Origin of the sequence: Psychroserpens ponticola, assembly GCF_023556315.2 — a bacterium.
Lineage (GTDB): Bacteria > Bacteroidota > Bacteroidia > Flavobacteriales > Flavobacteriaceae > Psychroserpens > Psychroserpens ponticola.
In genome coordinates, this window is record NZ_CP116221.1 from 1180581 (window position 1) to 1197248 (window position 16668).

The 16668-nt window shown below is 29.3% G+C and carries 10 protein-coding genes and 1 tRNA gene; 3 read left to right on the forward strand and 8 right to left on the reverse strand.

What is annotated here, in order from left to right; all coding sequences use genetic code 11:
* Nucleotides 1–112 precede the first annotated feature (112 nt).
* The 8 genes from MUN68_RS05285 to MUN68_RS05320 form a co-directional block, all read right to left on the reverse strand.
* Nucleotides 113–1591: a DUF2779 domain-containing protein gene (locus tag MUN68_RS05285; protein WP_249995623.1), complete on the reverse strand. Its 1479-nt coding sequence runs from the start codon at nucleotides 1589–1591 to the stop codon at nucleotides 113–115.
* Nucleotides 1592–4093: a DUF4268 domain-containing protein gene (locus tag MUN68_RS05290; RefSeq protein WP_249995624.1), complete on the reverse strand. Its 2502-nt coding sequence runs from the start codon at nucleotides 4091–4093 to the stop codon at nucleotides 1592–1594.
* Nucleotides 4094–4095: 2 nt separating this feature from the next.
* Complete coding sequence (locus MUN68_RS05295; RefSeq protein ID WP_249995625.1) at nucleotides 4096–7143, reverse strand: DEAD/DEAH box helicase family protein; 3048 nt, start codon at nucleotides 7141–7143, stop codon at nucleotides 4096–4098.
* A gap of 9 nt (nucleotides 7144–7152) precedes the next feature.
* Nucleotides 7153–10437: a DNA methyltransferase gene (locus tag MUN68_RS05300; RefSeq protein ID WP_249995626.1), complete on the reverse strand. Its 3285-nt coding sequence runs from the start codon at nucleotides 10435–10437 to the stop codon at nucleotides 7153–7155.
* Nucleotides 10438–10566: 129 nt separating this feature from the next.
* Nucleotides 10567–12078 (reverse strand): hypothetical protein, encoded by a 1512-nt coding sequence (locus MUN68_RS05305; protein ID WP_249995627.1) that lies wholly within the window; start codon nucleotides 12076–12078, stop codon nucleotides 10567–10569.
* Nucleotides 12078–12341 (reverse strand): helix-turn-helix domain-containing protein, encoded by a 264-nt coding sequence (locus tag MUN68_RS05310; protein ID WP_249995628.1) that lies wholly within the window; start codon nucleotides 12339–12341, stop codon nucleotides 12078–12080. Before MUN68_RS05310 ends, MUN68_RS05305 begins: the two co-directional genes overlap by 1 nt.
* A 184-nt stretch (nucleotides 12342–12525) precedes the next feature.
* Entirely contained in the window at nucleotides 12526–13776 is a 1251-nt protein-coding gene (locus MUN68_RS05315; protein ID WP_249995629.1) for a site-specific integrase, read from the reverse strand.
* A gap of 238 nt (nucleotides 13777–14014) precedes the next feature.
* Nucleotides 14015–14102 (reverse strand) — tRNA-Ser (locus MUN68_RS05320).
* A gap of 179 nt (nucleotides 14103–14281) precedes the next feature.
* On the opposite strand from MUN68_RS05320, the gene MUN68_RS05325 reads away from it, so the two are divergent.
* The 3 genes from MUN68_RS05325 (at nucleotide 14282) to MUN68_RS05335 (ending at nucleotide 16601) form a co-directional block, all read left to right on the forward strand.
* Nucleotides 14282–14911: a nitroreductase family protein gene (locus tag MUN68_RS05325; protein ID WP_249995630.1), complete on the forward strand. Its 630-nt coding sequence runs from the start codon at nucleotides 14282–14284 to the stop codon at nucleotides 14909–14911.
* A gap of 69 nt (nucleotides 14912–14980) precedes the next feature.
* Nucleotides 14981–15403, forward strand: coding sequence for a hypothetical protein (locus MUN68_RS05330; protein ID WP_249995631.1), 423 nt, complete (start codon nucleotides 14981–14983; stop codon nucleotides 15401–15403).
* A 1-nt stretch (nucleotide 15404) separates the two neighbouring features.
* Nucleotides 15405–16601 carry a DegT/DnrJ/EryC1/StrS family aminotransferase gene (locus tag MUN68_RS05335; RefSeq protein ID WP_249995632.1) on the forward strand — a complete coding sequence of 399 codons (1197 nt, stop codon included), beginning with the start codon at nucleotides 15405–15407 and terminating at the stop codon, nucleotides 16599–16601.
* Nucleotides 16602–16668: the final 67 nt, after the last annotated feature.

The following is a 16668-nucleotide window of genomic DNA, read 5'->3' on the forward strand; positions in this document are numbered from 1 at the left end:
TGTAATTTATTTGTTTTAAAACAAAATTTATACCAAAAACTACATAAGTAACTTTATTAAGTACTTTACTATTAGTAGTATAATGAGTTACTATGTTACTTATTATAAGTCTTTATTTAATAGTTTCTTTTAATACTTCATATATTTTAACCATTGCCAAAGTATCTAATTCGCAATAATCTAAAAGGTTTTTTCTTGTTTCTTCTTTATCTTCATTAAAGTCTTTATCTAATATCATTCTTCCCCAAGTGTCTAATGCCATAGTACCATTATTAACATCTAAATCTGAATAACTTATATCTGGACATAATACAGGTAGTACTTTTTTAATTGAGCTTGAACCGTGAAAACGATAGTCTATATAATCTTTTTTGAAAATCGTCTCTAAATCAAAAGTATGCTCGTTCACGTAAGTGAGATAATTGGTAAACTGCGGTAACCATTCTATTAAGTCTTTATTTCTTCCTATTTCAAAACTTGCGTGCCACGATATAAAAGTGCCTGTACTGCCTGTAAAGTCTTGCATTGCTTGTATCATATCTATTGGCATTTTCATAGCATCCAATAAATATTCAAAATGTGTTAAAGTACCATCTTCTGTAAGTGTATGAATTGATACTTGAAAGGTTAAATGCTTATGCGGACTTAATCCATCTAATCTTGGAATAGCACTTGCATAAGTTTCGTAATCTATAAAATGTAATGGAAACTTTAAAACATCTAAATCCCTTTTAATATTAGGCTGATTAATTATAGGTTGCTCTTGTTTTACAGATTCTACTTGTGTTTGTTGGTTTACATTTAACTCAAAGTCTAAAGGAATATCAATAATTGCTAATTGCTCATTATCTGCTAATAAACCTACTTTTTTTGCTGAAATACGACCTATTTCATAAATACTATATTCTGGAATGTCACTATTAAAATACTCAAATGCATCACAATGATTAGACCTTGTTTTATACTTACAAGAACAAACAGTTTCATTAATAGCTTCTTTATTAATAAAGTTTGATGCTGCATTAATTGTATTTACTACTGTTGAATAGATACCATTTACTGCTTCTGTAACGTCTGTAATTTCTAATAATTCATTAGGGATTATAGCACCTTGTTTAACGTACTCTTTATTTAAATGAATAATAGAAACTTTTGAAACTATATAACCACATTCTGTAAGTACATACTTCTGAAAACAAGCATCTTCTATTTGTCTATGCTTTCTATCTTTTTTTATTGAGGTAGAAGATTTTACTTCATAAATATGCCACGTACCATCTGTTAAACGTTCTAATACATCTATACGTGCAAATACGTCTTTATTAGTGTTAAATGATGGCTGAAAGTAAATAGTATGCCTATCAGTTAATGCTTGTTGTGTTTCTACAGGACTACCATATTCTGGTAAGTCTAAACTATTTGTAAATAACTGTTTAGCATAGGCTTCAACCTCATAACCCTCTTTAATTAATTTCTCTGCAAATAATGAAAACTCACCTTTAGGATATACCTGTGGTTTATTTTTTAATAACCATATAGATTCTGGACAATCTAAATAATACTTAAAATCTGTTTTGGTGAGTTGGTGCATTTATTTCAATTTCTTAATTGCAGGTTGTAATGCAGATTCAAACTTTGGTAAGTATTCAATTAAAAATTCACTCATTTTATCCCAATCAGCATTATCAAATAAATTAACACCAGTTAGCTCATACTTAATACGACTCATTTTGTGTTCTGCTAATTCTTCCCATTCAAGAGCATTTCCAAAAGCCTTTTCAATACTATCTTTTTGACTTAATAATTTTTTGAAATATTTTTTATTCTTCTCTTTACTCGAAGATGTTATACCTAATTCAATCCGTGCATATTTATTGGTTATTACAAAAGTGTAATTTAAACCACTTATACCAGCACCTGAACTTAACCAATGATCTTTACTTGGGTTTACATTACCAAATAATTCTGTATTAACTATTTGAGGTAATAATTGTTTCCAAAACTCTCTACGTACTGCAAATCTATTTTGTGAATCTTTACTTTCTTTATCTTCATATTTTATAACTAACTCATCTTCAAGCTCAAATAGATTAAGTAGTTTTTTAAGACTACTAAACTTTGAATTACTATCTAAATTAGATTCTATAAAATATCCATTATCCAATTCTTGTGGTGTTCTAAAATCTTCAGAATTTCGAGTAATTTTAAAAATGTCTGTTGCTTCTAATAATAGTTGAGGGTTCTTTTCATACAGTTTTTGAATTACATAAACGTACATTTGAGATATTACCTCTTCATCTACTTTAGTATTTTCAAATATGAAATATTCTAACTTTTTATGAGTAGGTGATTCTGCATTAAATATATTTTGTTCTTCAATATTATCTGCACTTGGTATAATAACATCAGGATATTCCCAAATCTTTAAAAACCTATTGTAGATTAAATCAAAGCGTTCATCATAATTACTAATATCCCAATTAACAATTGTTTTAAGATAATCATTCAACCAAAGACGACTAAAATTATAACCTTGTTCAGCATCTTGTCTATTCATTGATTTTTTTTCTTGAAAAGACTTATTACTTAAAGCGCCATTATTACCTGATAGGGTTAAATTTGCTATTGTATTAACGTACTTTTCTTTGAATTGAAAATAATCATCTGGTGTAATGTTCTTATTCCAATCTTCATTAGGGTTTTGAGGAAAGATGTGCTCAATCGTTATATTTTCGTTAGATGTATCTACATATTCACGATTATTAAAATTCTCTAATAACTCAAACATATAGTTTCTGTTTTTAGATTGAATATTGTATAAATCTTTATCTCTTAAAGCTGTCTTTAAATCTTCATCTGTCGGAAACTTTGCACTACCTCGTTTTTTTATTAATGCTAACGCTATGGAATCAAAATATTCTTCTGTATCTACTTCAGAATATAATGTCATAAATATTTTATTTAAAGCATTGGTAGGTAAGCCAACAACAAATCTTCGCCACGTATACGTCTGTATTAATTTTAAAACTTTAATTAATTCTTCAATTGTTATTAAACCATTTTCTGCATCTTCAAATACTTGCAGTAGAAATGGAAATGCTACATTAATTTCAAGACGAGAAATATATTCTAATTCTCTTCTTATACTATGTTCTTGAACTGTAGAGGGATTAATAAACTTCTTGTAGTGTGTAGAAAGCGATTTGATGTTTTCTAACTCTTGATGATATGCTTCATCTTTTATAGTGTATAGCTTCTTGAACTCTATATACACCTTGTTTTTATTAGGTATTTTTTTATTGCGTAATGTGAGATAATCTCTAATATAAGATGATACTAAAGATTTCTGTTTTGTTAAGTCTCTTGCATTTTCTTCAATAGGGTTCCAAATTTGTTCAAATACTTTATACTGGTTTTTTGGGTCTAAATCCATAAGAATATAATTCCTAATTAAATCGGATTGAGATAAATCTAAACCTGTTGAATTTAAACTCTCAAAAATACGTTGTGGATCATCTTTACCACGTTCTAAAGAAATTTCAACAAATATGAGGCGTTTTAAACCATTGAGTATGGTATTAAAACTATCTTTAGTTATAGCTAATTTGAAATAATTAAAATTCTCTATAACATTTGAATAATGCGCAAACTCATTTTCCGTGCTATTCATTATTGCTTTAAATGCCAATGAATTAGTGTCTGTTTGTTTTAATTTTAATTTACTTGATTCTTGCTGAACGTATTGATTGACTAAGAACTTATTATAAACCATATCTGCCTCTTGTTGCATATCGTTATCTTTTGCAAAACGATATAATGCTACATATAAGATATTAATAGTTGTAAGTCTTTGTTGACCATCTATAATAACTAATTCTTTAACTTCACTTGTGCTATATGCGCCTTCGTGTATAAAAACAATACTACCAATAAAATGTGTGCCTCTGTTTGTGGTTTCTACAACTATTATATCATTTAATAGTTCTTTACACTCATTATTAGTCCAATCGTAATTACGTTGATATACAGGTATTACAAATTGCACATCTGGTGCTTGTAAAAAATTTATAATTGGTAGTTCGTTTGCTTTCATATTTAATTTATACAATCTACGATTAAGTCTAAATAACTCTTATTATCAGGTAATTTATCTACAGCTACTTTATTTTCTCTTTCATCAGTCTCGTGCCAATTTAATCTAAAGATATTCTTATCTATCAATTTCTCTTTAATCCACTCTTTTGGTTTATTAAAACCCAATACAGAACTATCCCTTAACAATAAAAATGAGTTTAGAATAAAGGTTTTGTTATGCGTTTCTGACAACTCTTTTTCTAACCTAACCAAAGTATCATTATTTGCTTTATTTGCGATTTTTACTTTTTCATTATCTAAAAGCGTGGTTGCATCTTGTATACCCATTTGACCTTTTGGATCTATAAAATTGATATGGATAGTATCTTCCTTTATCATCCATAAAATAAAGTCTGGATAAAATACTTGTGAATCATCATTTAAGTAAATACCGATACTTTTTAAGGTTTCTACATTACGCATTAAGTAGATTTCGTAATCTTTAAAATCTTTATTGTCTTTAAAGTAATTTGCACAATCTTGAACAAATTTCTTTTCTCCTGCATTTAATTTGTCTGGTGTAATTTTTAAATCCTTTTCACCATCTACATTGTTTCTTACTTCTCGTAATAGTGGATTGTATATATGATTACCAATAGTATCTATTTTTAAGCTTTCAGCTATTGCATCAATTTCATTTTCAAAATCTGTTACCTCTTTATCAATTTCTTTTTGCTTTTTAAAGGTAGTTTTACCTCTTGATTCTTTAGTAGATTCTATTGTTTTAAGGATGTAATATTTATCAATAAAATCTCCCTTTACTTTATCTGTACTTTGATTTAAAAGCTCTTGATATTGGTAATTACTATTATTGATATACCAGTTTACTTTATTTTTCAACTTCTTTAAAAAGTCTGTTGTTACTTGAATTACTATATTTTCAATGAACTCAATATTTGTAGTATCAATAGATGATTTGTAGTTTATTTCATTAATATAATTTAGAACATCAATTATCGTTACTTGTTTGCTATTAGCATTAATGTACAAACCATTATCCTCTTGAAATTCAGAGATTATATTTTGTAATTTATTTAGGTTAATAAATACACTATAATACTTTATAAAATTTTCTAATTCTCCTTTAATATTTACACCTTCTGTATTTCTATCTGGTCTATAATCTAAATTGATTGAGAAATTATTTACTGTATCTTCTTTATTGCTTCCGTTTTGATTGAACTTTACTTTAAAACTATTATTAGCTAATAAACTTACTCTTCGCTGTGCAATATCTACTTTAGATAATTTAAAAATTGGGATACGTTTTCTAAACTCTTCAAATTTTATTTCTGTATTATCATTTAGTTTTATGATGCTTGGATTTACTTCAATCTCATATTTCTTAACAATTTCTAACTCTTTATTTACTGCACCTGTAAAGGTTTCTAAATATGATTTTTTAAGTGAAAAAACTGTTAGTGTTTCTATTTTACGAAGTTTATCTTCTTCTTTTGTATTCTTTAATTTAAAGTAATCTTCATTATGTTCTGGAAAGGTACGTTTACCATTATTTTTTAATCCTTTAATACGAACACCTCTACCAAATATTTGAATAATCTTATTTCCTTTAGAACTTCCTAAATTAATTAAACCAATTACAGATACTCTAAAACAGTTCCAACCTTCAGCAAACTTTCTACTACCAATTAATACATTTATTGGTGAGTTTTGACTGTCTATATTTTTAAATGAATAGCGTTCTATATTAGATACAATTACTTTATCTCTTGGATTTTTAATGACGTTATCATTCTCTAAATCGTTGATAAACTTTGCTCCATTACCTACATTTACAATTCCCCAATAACCACCATTACCATAAGATATTAGAATTTCATCATCAGTTTCTGGATTTCGTGTAAGCGTAAGTTTACCTGCAAACTCTTCATTAAAAAGGTACTTATATGTTGCTTTTTGTTCATCAGATAAATCAGCTAAAAAATTGACAATATTTGTAATATCTGAAACTTCTGGGTCTTCGTTTTTAGCAGACTTATCTTTGTTGTTAACCGTATTACCCATAAATGCAATTAAAGGCTTGTCTGGATGCTGTGAGGCTTTAAAAATATCCTTTTGAACGGAATAATCTATGTTGTGCCATAAGTCTATCTTTTCATTAATTACAGATAGGTTTCTATGCAAATTATCATCAAAACTTTTCTCTAAAACATCATCCCCAACTTGTTGAAAGTAATAATCTTTACCATAACCATCTTTGTAAAATAGGTTATAATTATAATCGTAAACTATTGACTTTTCGTAATCTTTTTCTAAATCGCCACTAATATTATGAAAGGTGGCTGAATATTCAAACAAGAAACTATTTTCTATGTTTAAACGCTTTCTTAACATCATAAAAGCTCCATCTGTTCCTGTAGTACCTGTTGTGCTTAACCCAATATGTGCTTCATCTACTAATATTAATCTACGGTAAGATTTGCTTTGCGGAAAATCGAAAAAGTCATTAGGCTTATTTAATAATGCTGATGTAGTATCAATTGTTAAACGAACTGTGTTACGATATTTTGTATTTAGAAACTCAATAAAAGGTGTTAATTCTCTTTCGTGCTGGTCTATTAAATTTACACCAGGTGTTGTCATTATAATTTCAAAATCTCTAAAGTTTTTACAATGTGCTATGTATTGTAAAATATTAAGATGCATAATAATTGTTTTACCACTACCTGTAGCCATCCAATAGGCTAATGATTCTTCCTTTTCTTGTTTATATTCAAAATCGTGTTCCTCTTTTTTAGTGAGATACAACTCTGTAAAGTATAGTGCTAATATTTGATAGTAACGTAGGGCTACTTCTTGCTGTTGATTTGTTTTTAAATAGGTGTTGTATGTTTTTAAATGCTTTTGTACACTACTTAAAATATCTACATCTAAACCTAAAGTTGTATCATACAGCTCTAATTTATCTTGATAAACAGTTTCTCTAAAATCTACATCGGAATGCGTTAACCCTTCTTTACGCAGATAGTTATATAATTTTAACTCCATTGCGTTTTATTATTGGTTAAATACTTCTTTAGAAATGATTTTTAGCTCTATATCCGTGTCTTCTACTTTTAAGTTATTGCTTTTATCTAAATTGAGTGTAGCAAATTCTGCATTTACTTCTATAGTATGAATATTTTTATATTTAGACGCAATTTCAATAACTTGTTTGCTATCATCTTCATCTATTGTAATAACTCTCCAAACAACTAAAATACCATTAGTAGTTTCTACTACTTTATAGTACTTTTTATTTAACTCATACGTTTTAATAGTCTTTACAAAATAACCTTGTAAATAATTATAAGTCTCTACTATATCTATAAATCCTTGTTGGGTAGGTTGCCCATAGCTTATAGTATTGCTAAAAGGTGTAAATAGATTTAGTGTAGTATCTAAACTATTTTCTTCTGGTTTATATAAATACTTTATTGGTAATTTTTCAGGCAATGCACCTTCATATATTTGTAAATTATCTAAAACATCTTCATACTGTTCTAATATTTGGTATTTAAAAATGTGTTTTGGTGAACCTAAGCCTGATGGTGATTTTGACTGCCATTTATTTGAAAAAACACTTTTACATATTCTTGGTCTTAAAACAGTACTAAAGTGTTTACCCATATCGATTAGAATATATTTTCTTTTTTTCTCTTCTGATAGATTTTGATTGATAACAGAATGACCAGTAGTACCTGAGCCTGCAAAAAAATCTAAAATATAACCTTGTTGAATATTCATTGAATAAATAATTCTATCAATCAGTTTAGTTGGTTTAGGGTACTCAATTATACCACCTAATCCCATATTTTCTAATTCAATACTTCCATCACTTTTAAAACTTAGTATAGACCTTAATAGGAAAGATTCAACTTCTTTTAAGTATGTTATCGAGCTTGGTTGAGTTTTTTCATTAGTAGAATACCAAATTTTTCCTTTCATTAAGCTACCATCTGGTAAAGTAAACTCCATACCATCCTTTTCTGCTTGTTCAAATGTTGTTTTTGTCCATCTCCAACCTCTATCTGGTGCTGGTGCTGGTTTATTAGTAACAGGGTTAATAACCTCATATTTCTCTCCTTGTGAATTAGCATTTGGCCAAGACATATTTATTTTTCCCCAGATTTCATACTTAGAATCAAGCTCGCAATAAAGTGTTATTCCTCTATCATAGCCTTGCTTTTTATAAAACTTTTTTAGTTTCACTCTTGAATCTTCAATAGATAAACCTTCCCTTTTACATTTATCTACAAAATCGTATATGACCTCCAAATCATCTTTCAGCATTAGAAAGCTTAGTTCTTTTTTCTTTCTTTCATCCCAATTTTTTGTAAACAAATAAATAAATTCGTGAATATTACCAATTCCTTTATCATTTTTAGGAACACGTTTATTCCAAGTTATTGTCTCTATATGATTTTGCTTTTTAAAAGTTGACTGTAATAATGAACCAAAATTTAGAAATTCATTTTCATCGCAACTAGCAAAAAACGAACCTTCACTATTCAATAAACTATAGGATTTTTGAAGAGTTTGATTAATCAAAGAACTCCAAGAAGATGATTTAAAAGAGTCTTTATAGATAAAACCATCTTTACTCGTGTTATATGGTGGGTCAATATAAATACCAGAAATAGAATCTTTAAACTTTAAATTTATAATATCTAACGCTTGATAGTTTTCAGAATTAATTAATAAACCATTCGTTTTATCTTCTAAATCGTCTATTTCAAAAAGTATTTTATCTTTTAATGGGTTTGTGCCATCTGGTTGTTTAAAGCATTTGGTATCTAATACTAAAGTTGGGTTGGCTTTTATATCTTCAATAGTTTTTACTTCTAAAGAAAATAGGTTTTGCCACTCTTGTAGTTGAGCATTGTTTTCTAAAATTTCTTGATAATAGTTTTCATCTATATAATCTACTGTAATACAATACTCGCTTTCTACTACTTTTTTCTTTTTAGTAAATAAGTGTTTTTGAAAATCTTCTATAGTACTTAAAAACTCAATAATGCGTGTGCTTACTTTATCAAAAGCCTTTGCAATTAGTAATGTGGTGTTATCTAATTTACCTGCATATATGCTTTCTAAATCATCAAAAATGTAATTTTTAACGTATCTGTTTTTCTCGTTGGTTAAAAACTCGTTTAGGTTTTCGTGTATAAAATAATCAGCATCATTACCAATGTAAAAACTGTTTAATTTTTGGTCTAATGTATAAAGTGTTTTTATAGTTTCATCTGTAAACTGTTTTGTTTCTTCATCATATAAGCGCACACCTCTATCAAAATTGTTTTTTACTTCTTTTTCAATTTTTTGTTTCTTTTGGCGTAAAGCAGATAAACCTTTTATAGCTCCGTTTTGTACTTTGTCAAAATCTTTAGTTAAGTCTACAAATACTTGTTTAGTCTCGATTTTACCATCTTTTTTAATATTTTCATATTCCAAATATTTATCTATATCGGTTTCACTAAATACCTCTTTATAAATTATTTTATAAATATCTACTTTAGAGGTTGATGCATCAGAAAGATTAAAAACAACTTGATAAATAGTCTCTTTAGTAGCCTTGTCTTTTATTTTTTCGATTCTGGCAAAACGATAATGTTTTAGTTGACTGTCCTTGTTGTTGTTTTGGCTTGTTCCCTCATCTTCGCTGTTTTCATTTGTTTCTAAACGGTATTCTATCTTTTTTCCATTTAATTCAAACTTAATCGCATTGAAAGATGTACCTGTTTTAATGTATAAACTGCCTTTATGCTTCCAATGAAACATTGTGTCACTACCATTATAATCTGCTTCGTAAGGAACTTTGTATAAATCTCTACTCCTGTCATTATATCCAAAATCTCCGTTAGAATAATACATTTGGAAAAACCCAAGTATATGATTGTAGATTTTATCTTTTAGCTCGTCAGTAATACTTTCTGATTTTGTGAGATTGTTAAGTGTATCAATTAATTTAGTTTTTTCATTTTCATCTTCTAAATCTAATTCCAATTGACCTTTAATTCTATCGTAATTTTTCTCTGGTTCCTCTAAAAGTGATTCTTTATTTATTCCCTTTAAAAAATTATGCAAATCAAGAGCATCCGTTTTTTGGTTTGCAAGATTTACTTCTTTTAATGTTTCTACAATATTTGGTTCTAAATCGTTAGGGTTATCTCCATCGATAAAGCTTTCTATGTGGTTACGTTTAAGGTTGTATATTTTATAGATTCCGAAGTCCAAATCGTTTTCATTGAATTGGAACATTTCTTTCAAGAAGTATTTTAGGTTGTCTATTGATTTTGACATATTTCTGACCAGAGTATTTTAATTTATTAAGCCTTAAAAATATAATTCTTTTGGCAGTAATTAGGAATATATCTTACTAAATATTAAACCCAAAGAACCCATTGGGTTAATTGGGTTCTGTTGGGTTATTTATGCAACCACTCTTGCTTTTTCTTTCAAAGCTCCAAGATGCTTTACCATATTGCTTTTACACCATTCTTCTCGAGCTAATTTTGGTGGATGACCAATAGCCTTAGATAATTCCTCTATCATTATTTGCTCAACAACATCTACATATTCTTCTGTTGTAGAAATACTATCGTGTATGGTACATATAAACGCATCTGGATACTCTTCTGATATACGCTTTGCAATAACATTAATCATTAAGTAACTCTCAATACTCTGTAATAATCTTGGAAGTAGTGATTTATCCTTACTCTTAATCTGTCTAAAGACTTCATAGACGTATGGAAACATTTCTTTGAACATCTTCTTTGGCTTTGCTTCTTCTTGCCCCAAAAATCTATTATCTGTAAATAGCACTTGAAATACTGCTGTTTTTACTTCTTTACGGTTTGAGAAGGTTTCACCTAAGCATTGACTAAACTGTTGCTCTAAAAACTCGTATAGTGTACCACTCACTACAAGATTTATATACTGACTAAACTCTTTATTCATAAGGGTCTTATCAATATCTCCTAACATAATGTAAGAATCACTATCGTGTATCTTTATTTGTGATATATTCATTCTATCATCAATCTCATTAACACCTTTATACTTATTAGTATTTATATCATTAAAAGCATAATTGTGACAACTTTTGGGCTCGTTAAATGAAATTGATAAAGACTTTTCTTGATTTGGCTCATTTTTTTGCTCAATCCAGAATGAACGACTCAACAATATGGTGCTTAAATAAGGTTGACTGTTTTTAATATCAATCGAAATTAATTTTTGGCCATCATAAGTAATTGCATTCCTAACAACACTTCGCATATTCGTAAGGTTGGAATGGAATCTGTAAACATTACTATCGTGCATTAAATAGTATTCTCCACGATTTATTTTTTCGGCACTAATTTTAGCGTGGTTTAATTGTGCAATTGGTTCTTTGAATTTTTTTCTACTTCTGTCATAATCTCTTAACGCATCATTATTTTCTTTTAGCTTAAATTCTTCTTTCAAAAATTCGTTTACATAATCTATATCAATCTGCAATTTATCATCAAACCATTTTGTTAAGTAATCAAGATGAGTAACCGACGCTTTTATTCTATTGCGATGTACTTTAAGCGTATTAGAAAAAACTTGTTCTCTTATAGAAACTGATACAATTTCTGTTTTGTATTCTTCTATTAATCGATAACCTTTAGATTTATAACCTGGAAAGTATTGACCGTCTGATTCAATTATTTTTAAATCATTTAGAAGATAGTCAAGGTATTCCTTGTAGTTTGATATTTTGCTTTGAAGCATAGTAGCGTTTAAAGGCACGTAGCCTTCATACAACAAGTCTTTATTCATTAATGGCAAAGCATTAATTAAATGAATAATGTACAATAACTTATCAGTTTTGCATTTGTACTTTTTAAAGTTCGGTGGATTGTCATACATAAGTTGATCTATATCCAAATTCTCTGGAATATATAATCTCATTATGCACTCTTGTTTTGGATTAAAATACCTACTACATCGTCATACTCATAGTACATCGTTTTACCCATCTTTGTATAAGGTAAAGTACCGTTTACACGTAAATTCTGCAATGTACCTGCTGAGATATTTAATAGCTCACGTACGTCTGCTGATTTTAACCACTTTTTTTGCTCTGTTTGGCTTCCTAAAATTGTTCTAAGTTCTGTAATGATTTCCTGTTTGAGAGTCTTTAAATCATCCTTTGTAATTACTTCAAATGTCATTCTTTATTAAAATGTATTAAACGGTGTAAACACCTGATTTATATTGTGTTAATTTACGACATTTTGACTTTTGATTAAAACAAACTTATTAACACTTGTAAACAAAAAGAGTGCTTTTTTCAACAAAAAAACCCTTGAATTAACAAGGGTTTAAGTATATACTTATATGCATTGTGCATATGTGTTAATTAGCTATTCGCTTTGAATCGTCTGCAATTCTTTTATCAGCAAATTTTTGTTTTAATATTGCCATATCATCACTCACTTTTCTATCCAATATTTTAGCATAATGTTGTGTGGTTTTTAGTGATTTATGACCTAACATTTTACTTACAGATTCCATTGGCACACCATTAGAAAGTGTTACAGTAGTTGCAAAGGTGTGGCGAGCTAAATGTGTGGTTAAGTTTTTATTGATACCACACAAGTCTGCTATTTCTTTTAAATAAGCATTTGACTTTTGATTGCTTAGTACAGGAAGTAATACTCCTTTTGTTACTGCTTCTGGGTGGTTCTCGTATTTCTTTAAAATTTCTAAAGCTGTTGGTAATAGTGGAATATTACTTCGTGTATCTGTTTTGGTACGTTTTACTTTTATCCACTTGTCTCCATCAATACCAAACACTAAATTATCATTAGTAAGTTTCTTAACATCACTATATGCTAAACCTGTAAAGCAACAGAACACAAATATATCTCGCACTTGCTCTAAACGAGGTGTATGTAGTTTTTTATCTAACATTGATTGTATTTCTTCTTCAGATAGAAAATGACGTTCTACTTCTTTAATACGCACTTTATAATTACGGAATGGGTCTTTAGTAATCCAATCATTTGCTATAGCAATGCGGACTATTTTTTTGAAGTTCTTGATATATTTAATAGCACTATTATGACCGCAGTTTCTAACTGTTTTTAAATAGAACTCAAAGTCTGTGATAAATTGATGGTCTATTCTTTTAATACCTACATCGCTAACTTTGTATTGATGTAACATAAACCGTTCTAAGTGTTTTGCTACTGTTCTATAGCGTTCTAAAGTACCTGGTGAAAACTCTTTGCCAACTAATTTTTCTACTTGCTTATTGTGGTTTTTAAAGATGGTGTTAAGTGTTCTTTGTTTATCCTCAACACCTAAAAACTTGTTTTTTAGAGTCTCTGTAGTTACACGCTTATTATCTTGAATTAAATCTCTTTGACTTTGATAGACTCTTGTAGTAAGTGAGTCTAAATAGGCATTAAGTTCTCGTACATCTTCTGTACGTCCAATTGCTTTATTGGCTTCTTTGCTCCATTTTTCAATCTCGATAGTACGCTTTGCACTAACCTCTGTACGTTTACCATCTATAGTAATACGTAAATAAATAGGGCATTTGCCCTGTGCATCTACTTTACTTTTCTTCAAGTAGAATAATAATCCAAATGTTTTGTTCATTCTGGTGACCTTTAAAATTATACATTAATTTACAAAATATAGAGGTCTTTAAATAAGTTTAAACCGTTGGTTTATAAACAGTTATTAACAAATTAGGTGACCTAAATAAGGTATAAAAAAGGTCACCGATTGGGTCACCAACAGAATGGTTTTTAATACACTTTTTGATGTTTAGGGTGAACTAAAAAGTCCCATAAACATAGTGTTTACAGGACTTTCGTCGATTTTGAATAAATCTTGGCGGAGAGTAAGGGATTCGAACCCCTGGAGGTGTGACCCTCAACAGTTTTCAAGACTGCCGCATTCGACCACTCTGCCAACTCTCCAGTAGTGTCTCATTAGGTATTCCCTAAATGCGAGTGCAAATATAGAACCCTTTTTTAATTCTTTCAAATAAAACCTGATATTTTTAAAACAAATTATATAGTTATTGATTTAATTAATAGTTCTAGTGTTTAAATTCAAATGTGTATAACGTATTTTTGCAATAATAATTGACAAGGCTATGACTACTATTGATCATTTAAAATGGCGCTATGCCACAAAAAAATTTGATGCTTCAAAATTGCTTTCAGAAGAGAAAGTATCTATTGTTAAACAAGCGTTTAATCTTACTGCAACATCATTTGGGTTGCAAACAATAAGTTTACTTGTGATAACTGACAAAGTGAAACGCGACTTACTTGTTAAACATTCATATGATCAAAATCAAATAGTCGATGCATCACATTTATTAGTGATTTGTGTTCAAGATGATATTTTGGATGCTGATGTCGATGGATTATTTGATTCAGTAGCCGATTTAAGAAAAACTCCTGAAGATATTCTTGAGCCATACAGAAAAGATTTAAAGACAATGATGCAAAATATGTCTAAAACAGAGCGTCAAGAATGGTCTGTAAAACAAGCATATATAGCTCTTGGTAATTTAATGACTGTTTGTGCTATTGAACGCATTGATGCTTGTCCGATGGAAGGATTTATTTCTGAAGAGTATGATGCTTTATTGAATTTAAAAGAACGAAATTTAAGATCTGTTCTGGTGCTTCCAATTGGTTATCGCGCTGAAGACGATAAATTTGCTGCATTTAAAAAAGTCAGAAAAACAATTGATGATGCAGTGATCACTTTATAATTCTAATAATTGTTTTGAACGACATTACTAATATGTTATATTTGTTTTATTCACTGTAATATTAATACCATGAAAAAAATAGCCATAATAATCCTACTTATCGTTAGTGTAAATCTTTCAGCACAAACTAATACTCAAAATTGGTTTACTGATTATAAGAAAGCTATCAAAACTTCAGAAACACTTAAAAATCCAATATTAGTTTTTGTAACTGATAATTCTACTAATGAGAATTATACAGTGCTACAGGATGAAGTATTTAATTCAGATCAATTCAAAAAATATTCGTCTAGCTTTGTGCTTTTAAAACTAGATATATCTGCCGACGATTATAATAAGCGCTTAGCGGCTCATTATACAAAAAGTAAAATTGTACCAGCTTTAGTGCTTATTGATGAAAAAGGAAATACAATAGAAAAGGCGTTAACTGAAATAAATTCGAAGACAGTTTCAGAGTTTATGACTTTTCTAAAGACTAAGACCAAATACTAATATGCCTGGATTTGAATTATTTGGCGACTTAGAACGTAAAGAAGTCAATGATGTATTAGATAATGGAGTGCTCATGCGCTATGGTTTTGATGGCATGCGAAAAGGCCATTGGAAAGCTAAAGCTTTAGAAACAGAACTTCAAAACACATTCAAGACAAACCATGTGCAACTAGTGTCTAGTGGAACTGCTGCAGTTTCTGTTGCATTGGCTTCTGCTGGTGTTGGAGCAGGTGATGAGGTGATTATGCCTACGTTTACTTTTGTAGCGAGTTTTGAAGCGATTATGATGCTTGGAGCAATTCCTGTTCTAGTAGATATTGATGATACACTTACATTAGATCCCAAAGCCGTTGAAGGCGCTATTACTGAAAAGACAAAAGCGGTTATGATTGTTCAAATGTGCGGAAGCATGGGGAATATGAATGCTCTTCAAAACATTTGTAAAACGCATAATCTTCTTTTTGTTGAAGATGCATGTCAAGCTATAGGTGGAACTTATGAAGGAAAACCTTTAGGCAGTATTGCAGATTTAGGTTGCTTTTCATTCGATTTTGTAAAAACTATAACTTGTGGTGAAGGTGGAGCAGTTATCACAAATAATCCAGACTATTATAGAAATGCGGATCATTATAGCGATCATGGACACGATCATATTGGTAGTGACAGAGGAGCCGAAACACATCCATTTTTAGGTTATAATTTTAGAATTTCAGAATTGCATGCTGCTGTTGGATTGGCTCAGGTAAAACGATTGCCAGAATTTATAGCCATTCAGAAAAAGAATTATTCTATTCTACGTGATGCAATAAGTAACGTTCCTGGTGTTACATTTAGAAGAGTTCCCGAAGAAGGAGAAGAAAGTTATGCGTTTTTGAACTTCTTTTTGCCAGATTTAGAAACAGCTCGAAAAGTTTCGGCTACATTTAAAGATAATGGCATTGATGCGTGTTGGAATTACTTTGATAATAATTGGCATTATGTTCGCAAATGGAATCATTTAAAAGATGCTAAATCTTTGTATCCATTGTCTTCAGAAATGAAAATAGTTCTATCACAACTTCAAACAAAAGACTTTTCACAATCTGATCATTTTATTGGTCGAAACATATCATGCTTAATTAAATTATCTTGGACCGAAGATGAAGTTAAAGAAAGAGCACAATTAATGGCAAAACTTATAAATGAAGTGTTCCAATAAATTTAATTATTTATTGAGTTTTAGAGAAATTAAACTCAAAGAATAATCAGTTTATAAAGATGAAAAT

What these genes read in the sequence shown, in the direction of transcription:
- MUN68_RS05335 (WP_249995632.1), top strand. Translation starts at nt 15,405, where the DNA reads ATGCCTGGATTTGAATTATTTGGCGACTTAGAACGTAAAGAAGTCAAT.
- MUN68_RS05285 (WP_249995623.1), bottom strand. Translation starts at nt 1,591, where the DNA reads ATGCACCAACTCACCAAAACAGATTTTAAGTATTATTTAGATTGTCCA.
- MUN68_RS05310 (WP_249995628.1), bottom strand. Translation starts at nt 12,341, where the DNA reads ATGACATTTGAAGTAATTACAAAGGATGATTTAAAGACTCTCAAACAG.
- MUN68_RS05290 (WP_249995624.1), bottom strand. Translation starts at nt 4,093, where the DNA reads ATGAAAGCAAACGAACTACCAATTATAAATTTTTTACAAGCACCAGAT.
- MUN68_RS05305 (WP_249995627.1), bottom strand. Translation starts at nt 12,078, where the DNA reads ATGAGATTATATATTCCAGAGAATTTGGATATAGATCAACTTATGTAT.
- MUN68_RS05300 (WP_249995626.1), bottom strand. Translation starts at nt 10,437, where the DNA reads ATGTCAAAATCAATAGACAACCTAAAATACTTCTTGAAAGAAATGTTC.
- MUN68_RS05295 (WP_249995625.1), bottom strand. Translation starts at nt 7,143, where the DNA reads ATGGAGTTAAAATTATATAACTATCTGCGTAAAGAAGGGTTAACGCAT.
- MUN68_RS05330 (WP_249995631.1), top strand. Translation starts at nt 14,981, where the DNA reads ATGAAAAAAATAGCCATAATAATCCTACTTATCGTTAGTGTAAATCTT.
- MUN68_RS05325 (WP_249995630.1), top strand. Translation starts at nt 14,282, where the DNA reads ATGACTACTATTGATCATTTAAAATGGCGCTATGCCACAAAAAAATTT.
- MUN68_RS05315 (WP_249995629.1), bottom strand. Translation starts at nt 13,776, where the DNA reads ATGAACAAAACATTTGGATTATTATTCTACTTGAAGAAAAGTAAAGTA.